This is a genomic window from uncultured Ruminococcus sp. (assembly GCA_902785355.1).
Classification (GTDB): Bacteria; Bacillota; Clostridia; order Oscillospirales; family Acutalibacteraceae; genus Ruminococcoides.
Genome location: CACZYF010000005.1, coordinates 1 through 12937, shown reverse-complemented (window position 1 = coordinate 12937; position 12937 = coordinate 1). Strand labels below are relative to the sequence as shown.

8 protein-coding genes are annotated in these 12937 nt (G+C 54.1%); all 8 read left to right on the top strand.

Going from position 1 to position 12937, the window contains the following annotated elements:
* Positions 1-21: 21 nt before the first annotated feature.
* Positions 22-1701, top strand: a complete 1680-nt coding sequence (locus R2I50_RS01880) for an InlB B-repeat-containing protein (RefSeq protein ID WP_316607391.1) — start codon at positions 22-24, stop codon at positions 1699-1701.
* 231 nt (positions 1702-1932) lie between these two features.
* Entirely contained in the window at positions 1933-3870 is a 1938-nt protein-coding gene (locus tag R2I50_RS01875; protein WP_316607390.1) for a DHH family phosphoesterase, read from the top strand.
* Positions 3871-3930: 60 nt separating this feature from the next.
* Complete coding sequence (gene rplI, locus R2I50_RS01870; protein WP_316607389.1) at positions 3931-4377, top strand: 50S ribosomal protein L9; 447 nt, start codon at positions 3931-3933, stop codon at positions 4375-4377.
* Positions 4378-4435: 58 nt separating this feature from the next.
* Positions 4436-5803: a replicative DNA helicase gene (gene dnaB, locus R2I50_RS01865; protein ID WP_316607388.1), complete on the top strand. Its 1368-nt coding sequence runs from the start codon at positions 4436-4438 to the stop codon at positions 5801-5803.
* A complete protein-coding gene (gene tilS, locus R2I50_RS01860) occupies positions 5796-7151 on the top strand; it encodes a tRNA lysidine(34) synthetase TilS (protein ID WP_316607386.1) in 1356 nt (451 codons plus the stop codon). The genes dnaB and tilS overlap by 8 nt, the downstream gene beginning before the upstream one ends.
* Complete coding sequence (gene hpt / locus R2I50_RS01855; RefSeq protein ID WP_316607384.1) at positions 7144-7683, top strand: hypoxanthine phosphoribosyltransferase; 540 nt, start codon at positions 7144-7146, stop codon at positions 7681-7683. Before tilS ends, hpt begins: the two co-directional genes overlap by 8 nt.
* A gap of 129 nt (positions 7684-7812) precedes the next feature.
* Positions 7813-9726, top strand: a complete 1914-nt coding sequence (gene ftsH / locus R2I50_RS01850) for an ATP-dependent zinc metalloprotease FtsH (protein ID WP_316607438.1) — start codon at positions 7813-7815, stop codon at positions 9724-9726.
* A 61-nt stretch (positions 9727-9787) separates the two neighbouring features.
* Positions 9788-12607 (top strand): excinuclease ABC subunit UvrA, encoded by a 2820-nt coding sequence (gene uvrA / locus R2I50_RS01845; RefSeq protein ID WP_316607383.1) that lies wholly within the window; start codon positions 9788-9790, stop codon positions 12605-12607.
* The last annotated feature ends 330 nt before the right edge of the window (positions 12608-12937 follow it).

Genomic DNA, 12937 nt, shown 5'->3' with positions numbered 1-12937 from the left:
TATATAATCACGGGGGTGCTTATGAAAAAGTCAATTATCTGTATGCTCCTGTCCCTGCTGCTGGTGTTCACCGCTATGCCGGTGACGGCGGGCGCGGCAGCTTCGTTAGAAAAGGGAGCCTCCGAGGTCGCCGAGACCGGCAGTTCCGAAGGCTCGTTAAAGAATGTTCGTATCTCTGACGACGGCATCCTTTCATGGGATCCGTTCCTCGGTGCGACTTGTTATCGTTTTGGTGTTTATACCGGCGGCGGGTGGTGGTATGCCGAAAAAGGAACGATGATCGATCTGCGCCAATTATGTATAGATCACGCTTATCCAAGTGGTACCTTCGACGTGAGACTGGAGGCATGGAGCAAAGCCGGTAACGAGGGAGGTCATCAATTATCAGAGAGATGGGAGGGTACTTACACCTTTGTGAATTCCAACCCTCAACTCTCAACTCCCACGAATCTGCGGTGGGAAGGTACTTTCGGGATATGGGACGCAGTTCCTGACGCGGGGGAATACGTTATTTGGCTATACGCTGATGGCGTGCGATTGAATTCTTCTGCTGCGAAAACAACATATTTCAATTTTGCTTCTTGGATAGTATCAGGAACCAAATCCTATACATTTATGGTTCATGCATGCGGCAATGGTCATACGGCAAGCGATGACGCTGTCAGCTCCGCTAAGACATTTACGAAAAACTACGCCGTGCGCACGATTACTTTTGATGCGAACGGCGGCTCCGTCACCCCGTCAACCATAAAGACCGACACATCCGGTTGGTTGACAGCAGATTTGCCTACGCCGACCCGCACCAACTATACTTTTGTCGGATGGACAATCAGGAAAAATGATGGACCGATGGTAAATAACTACGATCCTTACCTTGAGGACACTACTCTGTACGCAAAATGGACTTTCGGTCCGATCTCTCATTTCGTCATCACCGGCATCACGGAGCCTGTCGCGGGTGAATCGCCGGACGGCGAGTGCTTGATCCCCGCAAACTGCGGCTACAGACCGACGATCCCGAATTACGGATATATCTCTTGGTATGATGATGACGGTAATCTCCTGAATCCTGATACCGATACCTTCACCGAAGGTAAGAAATACTCCGCGCAGGTCACCCTGATCCCGAACGAGGGCTATGAGTTCGCCGAGTCCGGACTGACCGGCACGATGAACGGCAAGGATACCACAAAATCTATATGGGTCGCGACCCCGAAAAAGAAGATCACTATGAGCCGCTTGTTCACCTGCGCCGCCCCTGCCGACGATCTCAGCGGCACGGTGACGAGCTTTCTGAACAGTACCGACGAGACAACGATCAGCTTCCGCAACCTTACGACAGGTGAGACCGGCGTCGTCCGTGTAACGGGTAACAGCACGACCTATTCGATTCCTAATCTGCCCGGCGGACGATACGTGTTCTATGTTGCAAAGCCGAATCATGTGACGTGCAATTATTCGATCGTCGTCGGCTCTGCTCCTCAGACGCTGGATCTCAAGATCCATCCCCTCGGCGATATCAACGGCGACGGAAAGATCACCACGGTCGATTACGGTAAGGCGAATTCGCATGCGCGCGGCAAAAGCACGCTTTCAGGTTATGAGTTCAGCTGTGCCGACGTGAACGCAGACAGCAAGGTCTCGACTGCCGACGCGGGTCGTATCAACGCTCACGCAAAGGGCAAGAGCAAGCTGTGGTAATCAGTTTTATATATGCATGTAGGGGAGGACCTTGACCTCCGTGTCCCGCAAGGGACGTTCGCACAGCGACACATCCGCCGCATTTGGTGATTCTATCCGACGTTTTTGAAAACAGAAAACCTACGTGCAATGTTGAAAACAGGTTTTGATTTTCAGTCGGGCTGACATCAATTCAGCCCCTGCAACACGATGTCTCGCCTGCCTCGCGGCTATCACAATCTTTTTACGATCATGAAAAATAAACGCAACTGGACGGTACTTCCCGTTTACCTTATTCTCGCGGTGCTGCTGATTCCCATGTCAGCGATCACCTTCTATTACAACCGAATATTGGGTATCATCGAGCTCGTGGTTTCCGCGATCATCGTTGCCGTAGTGTATTCGATGGCGCTGAAATTCCGCGGCTATGTCCGTACGCTGAGCGCGTCGGCGATGGATGACTGCTTTTCACCGGATAACAAACGTCTCGAGGCGATGAAAACGCCTGTCGCCGTCTGCGGCGAGAACGGCGAGCTGATCGCTTACAACGAGCTTTTTCGAAAGGCGTTCTTAGACGGCGAGCACGGAGAGAACAATAGTATCGAGCCGTATCTCTCCGGTATCGACGCCTATTCCGCTATTATGAGCGGCACCTTTGACGTTGTGTACCGCGACAGATGTTATACGGCGTTTGCCCGTGAGATCGACCGCGGCGTGCTGTTTGAGTTCATCGACGATACTTTCTATAAAAAGACGGCGCAGCGTTATGAAGAGACCAAGAAGAGCGTCGCGCTGATCGTTTTTGACAACATCGAGGACTTTTCCGCCGAGTCGGATCAGGAGGCGGCCGCAGCGCACCTCAACGCCGAGGATATGCTTTACCGCTGGGCGACTCAGAACGATATTCTGCTGCGCAGGATCGGCGAAAACCGCTATATCGCGATTTTTGAGGAACGTGTGCTCAACGAACAGATCAAATCAAAGTTCAGCTTGCTTGATAAGATACGCGCGATCATCTATAACGGCAGACCCGCTACGCTTTCCGTCGGTATCGGCAGAGGCTGCGACAGCCTGACCGAGAGCGCCCGACAGGCTAAGAAGGCGTTGGATATGGCTCTGGGCAGAGGCGGCGATCAGGTCGCAGTGCTCACCGGAGCGGATTACATCTTCTTCGGCGGCGTTGCCAAGGGCGTTGAAAAATCTTCCAAGGTGCGAGTCCGCGCGACGGCGCAGCAGATCGCCGAGAGCATCGAGCGTGCCGATTGCGTTCTGGTGATGGGACACAAGTACTCCGACCTCGACAGCATCGGAGCCGCCGCGGGTCTGTATGCGCTGATCACCCGCAAGTTCGGCAAGCCCTGCCATATCGTCACCGACATCGAGCATACCATGGCGCGTGCGATGATCGATCATCTGCGACGAAATCACCGGGATATGTTTATTGTTCCGGAGCTGGCGTTTCCGTTCGCCGGAGCGCGTACCCTGATGATTATAGTCGATACCCACTCGCCTGACTTTGTGGAAAATGAGCGCTTGTATAAGAGCTGCGGCGAGGTCGTTATCATCGACCATCATCGCAAGATGGTCAACTTCATCGATACCCCCGGCGCGTTCCTCCATGAGCCGAGCGCTTCATCGGTTTGCGAGCTGGTCACCGAGGTCATCGGTTATCTCGGCGAGGACTGCCTGACCCATACCGACGCAGAGGCGCTGATGGCGGGTATTATGCTGGATACTAAGAACTTTGTCATCAATACCGGCGTGCGTACCTTTGAGGCGGCGGCGTTTTTACGGAAGAAGGGCGCCGATACCGTCACCGTTCGCAACGTCTTTTCCAATTCTCTTGAGAATTACCGTGAAAAGAGCAGGCTGGTATCCTCGGCGACGCTGTATAACCACTGCGCTATCACCGTAGCGGACGAGCATATGCAGAACTCCCGAGTCGTCTGCGCACAGGCAGCGGATGATCTGCTCTCCATCAACGATACGTATGCGTCCTTTGTGATCTCCCGCATCGATCCGCATACCGTGAACATCTCAGCCCGCTCGTTCGGTAAGCTGAATGTTCAGCTGGTGATGGAGGCGCTCGGCGGCGGCGGTCACCAGACCATGGCGGCAACGCAGCTGAAGAATGTCAGTCTTGAAGAAGCGAAGGAAAAGCTGCTCGAGGTTCTGAAAGAAATGCAATAAATTCAATAGGGGAGAGTACTCCTCAAATGATAATGATTTACATACAGGAGGTATATGAATATGAAAGTTATTTTGTTACAGGACGTTAAGTCCCTCGGTAAGAAGGGCGATCTGGTCAGCGTATCCGACGGCTACGCCCGCAACTTCCTCTTTCCGCGCAACGTCGCGAAGGAGGCGAACGCTCAGGCGATGAATGAGTTTCGTAACGCCGAGCAGAGCAAGCAGTATAAGATCGACACCGCCGTTGCGGCGGCTAACAAGGCGAAGGAGGAGCTGGAGGGCTCTAAGTTCGTTATCAAAGCGAAGGCGGGCGACAGCGGTAAGCTCTTCGGCAGCATCACGGCAAAGGAGATCGCCGCCGAGGTCAAGCGCCGCAAGCATGTCGACGTCGACAAGCGCAAGGTCAGCCTGAAGGATGATATTAAGAATCTCGGCGATTATGACTGCGAGATCAAGCTCTATTCCGGCATTACCGCGCACTGCACTATCTCCGTCGAAAAAGCGTGAGTTGTTAGCTTAAAGCTATAGGCTCCGGCACACCAAGCTGCTACATAAAGGAAAAATTATGCCTGATAATAACACAACTATTTATAACGGGCTGAGGCTGCCGTATTCGCCGGAAGCGGAGCAGGCTGTACTCGGCGCGATACTCATGGAGCCGGACGCGATCGCCCGCGTAGCGGAGATCCTACCCTCTGCTGAGTATTTCTATCTGAATAACCACCGCACGATCTATGCGGCGATGATGTCGATGTTCACCTCCGGACGGCCCGTTGACCAGATCACCGTTCTCGAGATGCTCAAGATGGAGCGGGATTTTGACGACGCGACCGGCAAGACCTATCTGGTTCAGCTGGCACAGAGCTGTCCGTCCATCGCGAACGTTGAGAACTACGCCCATATCGTGCGCGACAAATATGACGTTCGCGCGCTGATCTCAGCGGCTCGCGATATCATCGAGGACAGCACCGAGGGTGAGTCTGAACCTCAGATGCTGATCGACTCGGCAGAGCAGAAGATCTTCGATATCCGACGCGGCAAGAATATCCAGGGCTTACAGCGTATCGACGAGGTGCTCTTCCAGACCTTCGATCGTCTGGATATGCTCAGCCGTGAGGATGATTCGGTAAAGCCCGTTTCCACCGGTATCGGCGACCTCGACCGGGTCATTACCGGACTGAACCGCTCCGATCTGATTCTGCTCGCGGCTCGTCCCGGTATGGGTAAGACCTCCTTCGCGCTTAACATCGCGCGCAACGTTTCCGTCATCGGCAAAAAGACCGTCGCGTTTTTCTCGCTCGAAATGACCAAGGAACAGCTCGCGTCGCGTCTGCTGTCCTCTGAGGCGCTTGTCGGCGGTACCAAGCTGCGTACCGGACGACTTTCTAACGAGGAGTGGGAGCGGCTGATCGGCGCGGGCGACGTGCTGAAAAACGCGAATATGTATCTTGATGATACGCCCGGTATCACTGTACCGGAGATGAAAGCGAAGCTCAGAAGATTGAAGAGGGTCGATCTCGTTGTGATCGATTACCTGCAGCTGATGTCCACCGGTCGCCGCGACGGCAACCGTGTGCAGGAGATCTCCGAGCTGACCCGAAACCTCAAGATTCTTGCAAAGGAGATCGACGTCCCTGTCATCTGCCTGAGCCAGCTGAGCCGTGCCTCCGAGCAGCGTCAGGATCACCGTCCGCAGCTATCCGACCTGCGTGACTCCGGTTCGATCGAGCAGGATGCGGATATCGTGCTGTTCCTGTACCGCGACGGCTATTATGACCGTGAGAAGGGCGCTGAGACCGCTCAGGCGGCGGTCGATCAGAACAGCGGCGAGTGTATCGTCGCGAAGAACCGCCACGGCGAGACTACGATCGTCAAGCTGCACTGGCAGGGCGAGTTCATGCGCTTTACCGGCACGGAGCGTAACCGTGATTGACCGCGTCAGGCGTTTCATCGATGAACACCGCCTCTTGTCCGTCGGTGACAGTGTAATTGTCGCACTGTCGGGCGGTGCGGATTCTGTTGCGCTGCTGCATATTCTTAATTCTATAAAAGAAGAATATAGCCTTCGAATCTCCGTTGTTCACTTCCACCACGGCATCCGTGGGGAGGAAGCTGATCGTGATATGTTGTTCGCAAAGAATTTTTGTGAAAGCCGGGATATCCCGTTTTATTGCGGGCGTGCCGACGTCCCTGCCGAGGCGGCGATCAGCGGCGAGAGCGTCGAGACCTGTGCCCGCCGACTGCGGTATTGTTACTTCGATGAGCTGCTCGATCGTATCGGCGGCAAGCTCGCTACCGCCCACCATCGCGATGATAACGCCGAGACGGTGTTGTGGAATCTGACGCGCGGCGGCGGTATCAGCGGCATGAGCGGCATCCCTGTAAAGAGAGGACGTATCATCCGGCCTCTCCTCTGTGTTTCCCGTGAGGAGATCGAAGCCTATTGCCGCGAGAACAGCTTGGAATATGTGACAGATTCGACGAACCTGTCGGATGATTGCGCACGTAATATCATTCGTCATCGTGTGATGCCTGTCCTTCGGGAACTGAACCCGTCGGTGGGGGAGAGCGTCGCCCGTAATTCGCAGCTGATGCGTGAAGCGGATGATTATTTCAAAGATATTTCCGAAAAAGAATTAAATATAGCGAAAACGGAATACGGCTATTCCTGTGAACAGTTGTTAACGTTGCCTGAGATCGTTCTTAAATACGCCGTGAAGCAGGTTTTGGAAAACGCCGGCGCACCGGTTGACTTTCTGCATATCGCGCTTATAATGAAAGAGATGCGCTCCGGCGGCGCTGTGTCGCTCGGCGGAGGATTTACCGCTTTCTGCGCGCAGGGCGTTCTGCGGGTCGTCGGAAATAACGCAGCCGAGGGTGATTTTTGTATTCCGTTCTCGGATTATATCAAAGACCACGGAGCGCGGGTCGTCATTCGTGACGGGAAGCTGAGTCTTTTCGATACCGACGGCGACAATAGTGAGAAAATTAACAATTTGTTATTAAAACACGGGATTCCGTGTGATATAATATCATGTAATACCGTTTTTCGTACCCGCAGAGCCGGCGATACCTTTACCGACGCCCGCCGCGGCGTGACGAAAAGCCTGAAAAAACTGATGAATGAAATGAAGCTCCCGCGTGAGAGCCGCGATCATATCGCAGTCGTCGCCGACGGCTCCGTCATCCTCTGGATGCAAGGATACGGCACCTCCGCGCAGGGCAGAGTAGATTTATCCCGTGACGGGGAGATCATCATAATGGGGGTTAACCATGCATAAGGATTTGGAAAAGATTCTGATTACCGAAGAAGAGATACATGAAGCAGCAAAGCGCCTTGCCGCTCAGATCGAGCGTGATTATGAGGGTGAGCGGGATATTGTTCTGGTCGGACTGCTCAAGGGCAGCGTACAGTTCATGGCTGATCTGCTGAAGAATATCGACATGATGTGTACGATCGACTTTATGTGCGTATCCAGCTACGGCAAGGGTACCAAAAGCACCGGCCGCGTGAATATCATCAAGGATTTGTCAGAACCTATAGATGATAAGAATGTCATCATCGTAGAGGATATTATCGACAGCGGCAACACGCTCAGCTTCATCGAGAAGTACTTCTCCGCAAAGAACGCGAAGAGCGTGCGAATCTGTACTTTGCTGAATAAGCCCTCCCGCCGTGAGGTGGAGATCGACGTCGACTATATCGGCTTTGACGTACCGGATGAGTTTGTGGTAGGCTACGGTCTGGATTATCAGGAGTATTACCGCAACCTACCCTACATAGGTGTTTTGAAGCCTGAGGTTTATTCTTGATTTGTGAACAGTGACGGGCGAACAGCACTATATCTGTTTGTACCCGATATATATTTATTGCGAATCCCCCGTAAGGAGTGAAGGAATTTGAACAACAATAAAAACAGCAACACGGGTAAGGTCAGGAGTATGCTGATCTATCTCGGCATCCCGATTATCGTGATCCTGATTATGTCGCTGGTACTGACCCGGCAGCCGAACGATACCACCACCTATTCTCAGGTGGTCGGTTACTTTGAGAATCAGCAGGTCACTGAGTTCAAGGTTGAGAGCAGCGGTTCCGCGACCAAGATTCAGATGAAGCTGAAGGACGACAAGATCATCACCCATAAGATTATGGATTGGTACACCTTCTGGGATGACGTCAAGGATGATGTCGCCGCGTATAACAAGGCGAATCCCAAGAGCCCCATGAAGTATGACCTCAAGCCTATCAGCGACAATTCGTTCCTACTCGAGCTGATCCCCACCGCCATCCTTGTGATTGCGCTGGTGGCGTTCTGGTTCTTTGTCATGCGCCGTATGGGCGGCGGCATAGGCGGCAGAGAGATGAACTTCGGTAAGGCGAAGTTCAAGAATCAGAACGACGAGAAGAAGAAAACGACCTTTGATGATGTTGCCGGTGCGGATGAAGAGAAAGAGGAGCTCGAGGAGATCGTTGAGTTTCTGAAGAACCCCGAGAAGTACAACAAGCTCGGTGCGCGTATCCCCAAGGGCGTTCTGCTGGTCGGACCTCCCGGAACCGGTAAGACCCTGCTTGCCAAGGCGGTAGCCGGTGAAGCGGGCGTACCGTTCTTCTCTATCTCAGGCTCCGACTTCGTCGAGATGTTCGTCGGCGTCGGTGCGTCGCGCGTCCGCGATCTGTTCGAGACCGCTAAGAAGAACAGTCCGTGTATCATTTTTATCGACGAGATCGACGCTGTCGGCCGCCAGAGAGGCGCCGGACTCGGCGGAGGTCACGACGAGCGTGAGCAGACCTTGAACCAGCTGTTGGTTGAGATGGACGGCTTCGGCGCCAACGAGGGCGTGATCATGATCGCCGCCACCAACCGTCCCGATATTCTTGATCCCGCGCTCCTCAGACCCGGTCGTTTCGATCGCCAGGTCATGGTGGGTTATCCCGATATAAACGGCCGTGAGGCGATCCTGAAAGTCCATGCGCGTGAGAAGCCCCTGTCGCCCGACGTCAAGCTGCGTAACGTTGCGAAACAGACTGCAGGCTTCACCGGCGCCGATCTGGCGAACCTCCTCAACGAGGCGGCTCTCCTCTCTGCCCGCAAGAACAAGAAGGCGATCACCCAGACCGAGATTGAGGAAGCCGCGATCAAGGTAGTCGTCGGCACTGAGAAGAAAACCCGCGTTATGAGCGAGCATGAGAAGAAGCTCACCGCCTACCACGAGGCAGGCCACGCGATTTGCTTTTATGCCTGTGAGACGCAGGATCCCGTCCACCAGATATCCATCATCCCGCGCGGTATGGCGGGCGGTTACACGATGCCGCTGCCTGCGGAGGATCGCAGCTATCGCTCCAAGCGTGAGATGGAGGAGGAGCTGATTGTCGATCTCGGCGGCAGAGTCGCCGAGGCGCTCGTGATGGGCGATATCTCCACCGGCGCTTCCAACGATATTGAGAAGGCGACCAAGACCGCGACCAACATGGTCGTCAAGTACGGCATGTCCGAGATCTTAGGCCCGATCAACTATACCTCCGGCGACGGCGAGATTTTTATCGGCAGAGATATGGGTCACACCAAGAACTATTCCGAGGAGACTGCCGGAAAGATCGACGAAGAGGTACACCGCCTGATCAGCAAGGCGTACCGCAGAACCGAGGAAATCCTCAACGAGCATATGGATAAGCTCCATGAGACCGCAGCTTACCTGATGAAGCATGAGAAGATGTCCGGCGAGACCTTCGCCGACGTGATGGCAGGCACATACGTCGAGCCTGTCGAGGTGATTGAGCCGGCTGAGCCTGCCGAGCCCGTTCAGGAGTCCGAAGCTCCCGCCGAGGAAACGATAGATAATTCCACAGAAGAATAATAAAACTCACTGTCATTCCAAGGACGGAATGACAGTGTTTTTGTAACGAAGAAGTGATAAGATGCAAGATAAAATCGTGATAAAAGGCGCAAAGAAGCATAACCTGAAGAATGTTGATCTTGAGATACCCCGTGACAAGCTGGTCGTCCTGACCGGATTATCCGGCTCGGGAAAGAGCTCTCTTGCCTTTGATACCATTTATGCCGAGGGTCAGCGCCGCTATGTCGAGAGCCTTTCGTCCTACGCGCGCATGTTCCTCGGTCAAATGAAGAAGCCGGAGGTCGATTCTATCGATGGATTGTCCCCGGCGATCTCTATCGACCAGAAAACCACCTCTAAAAATCCCCGTTCCACAGTCGGTACCGTCACCGAGATATACGACTATTTCCGACTTATGTATGCTCGCATCGGCGTGCCTCACTGTCCTAAGTGCGGACGCGAGATCAGCCGCCAGACAGTCGATCAGATTGCCGACAATATACTTTCTATGGAAGAGGGCACGAAGATACAGGTTCTCGCCCCCGTGATACGCGGCAAGAAGGGCGAGCATAAGGGTGTGTTCGACTCCGCGCGCAAGTCCGGCTTCGCCCGCGTAAGAGCCGACGGGATTCTTTATGATCTCAGTGAAGATATTATTCTTGAAAAGAATAAAAAGCACAGCGTCGAGATTGTCGTTGACCGTTTAGTGATCAAGGAAAGCATCCGCTCCCGCTTGTCCGACAGTCTCGAGACTGCCTCTAAGCTCGCCGACGGACTGGTGATGATCAGTGTCGTGGACGGCGAGGATATTCTGTACAGTCAGAACTATGCCTGCCCTGAGCACGGCAGCAGTATCGATGAGTTAAGCCCGCGTATGTTCTCGTTCAACAACCCCTTCGGCGCTTGTCCCAAGTGTACCGGACTCGGCGTGTTCCTGCGCGTCGATCCCGCCCTGATCATCCCCGATCCCGAGAAGACCATCTCCCAGGGCGGCATTAAGGGCTCCGGCTGGGCAATGGAGGGCAACACGATCGCCCAGATGTACATGGACGGTCTGTCTGAGAAATACGGCTTCGATTACTTCACGCCGATCAAGGATCTTCCCGAAGAAGCGGTCAACGCGATCCTTTACGGTACGAACGGAGAGAAGCTCCACCTCATCCGCCGCACGCCCTTCAACCGCAGCGAGCTGTACCGAGAGTTTGAGGGTATCATCCCGAACCTCGAGCGCCGTTTCCGTGAGACGGGCTCCCAGTGGATCAAGGATGAGATACAGAGCTATATGACCGAGATCCCCTGCGACGCATGTCACGGCAAGCGCCTGTCGCCGGTCTCTCTCGCCGTGACCGTCGCGGGCAAGAACATCACCGATCTGTGCGATATGAGCATTGTGAAGATCCTCGACTTTATCGAGAATATCGAGATCAGTGAGCGCGACCGTATGATCGCGGGCGAGGTACTGCGCGAGATCACCTCCCGCCTCAACTTCCTCAAATCCGTGGGTCTCGGTTATCTGACCCTGTCCCGCGCTGCCGCGACCTTATCCGGCGGCGAGAGCCAGCGTATCCGGCTGGCGACCCAGATCGGCTCCGCGCTGATGGGCGTTCTGTATATCCTTGACGAGCCATCGATCGGCTTGCACCAGCGTGATAACGATAAGCTGCTCGATACCCTCAAGCACCTGCGCGACATCGGCAACACCGTCATCGTCGTCGAGCATGACGAGGATACGATGCGCGCTGCCGACTGTATCGTCGATATCGGCCCCGGTGCGGGCGTCCACGGCGGCGAGGTCGTCGCGACCGGTACCATCGAGGATATCGAAGCCTGCGACCGCTCAATCACCGGCGCATACCTTTCCGGTAAGCGCTCGATCCCGCTCCCCGAAAAACGCAGAAAGGGCAACGGCAAGTTCCTGACGATCCGCGGCGCTCAGCATAATAATCTGAAGAACATCAATATTAAAATTCCTTTAGGGAAATTTGTCTGCGTGACCGGTGTGTCCGGCTCCGGCAAGAGCTCTCTGATCAATGAGATATTGTACAAGCATCTTGCCCGTGAACTGAATCGCGCCAAGTGTACGCCCGGTAAGTTCAAGGCGATCGAGGGTATCGACGCGCTCGATAAGGTCATCAATATCGACCAGAGTCCGATCGGCAAGACTCCGCGTTCCAATCCCGCAACCTATACCGGCGTGTTTACCGATATCCGCAATCTCTACGCTTCCACTACCGACAGCAAGATGCGCGGCTACACTGCCTCCCGCTATTCGTTCAACGTCAAGGGCGGTCGGTGCGAGGCATGTCAGGGCGACGGTATCATCAAGATCGAGATGCATTTTCTGCCCGATATCTACGTACCCTGCGAGGTTTGTAAGGGTAAGCGCTATAACCGCGAGACCCTCGAGGTCAAGTACAAGGGCAAGTCGATCCACGACGTCCTCGAAATGACCGTGGAGGAGGGCTTGGAGTTCTTTAAGAATATCCCGAAGATTCAGCGCCGCCTGCAGACGATTTACGACGTTGGTTTAGGTTACATCAAGATCGGTCAGCCTGCCACGACCCTCTCCGGCGGCGAGGCACAGCGAGTCAAGCTCAGCACCGAGCTGAGCAAGCGTCCCACCGGCAAGACCGTCTATATCCTCGACGAGCCGACTACCGGGCTGCATATCGCCGACGTTCACCGACTGGTCGACGTGCTTCATAAGCTGGTCGACAGCGGCAACACCGTCATCGTCATCGAGCATAATCTGGAGCTGATCAAGACCGCCGATCATATCATCGATCTCGGTCCCGAGGGCGGCGATATGGGCGGTACCTTGGTCGCCCAAGGTACACCTGAGGAAGTCGCCGCGTGCGAGGCCTCCTTCACCGGAAAGTACCTTAAACCGCTTCTGAAATAATCATCAATTATAACGCAATAAATGTTAAAGTGTTTTAATGGTACTTAGTATAACAAACATGGCAAGTTATCCTTCGGCACACTCGCCTTCAAATCCCTCACTCAACGCTGTACGGTAACAAAAAAGCAGGGCATCATTTGATACCCTGCTTTTCTATGGCGTAGAGTGAGTATTCCGATATGTACGACTGTATCGATATCGTCTTAGGATCGCCATGCGGGAGGAAAACCTCGATCAACGCTCTCGTTAAAAATGATTCACCGAATCATTTTTACCTTCGGTTCTTCGCGCGGCTCGAACCTCGGCACACTCGCCTTCAAATCCCTCACT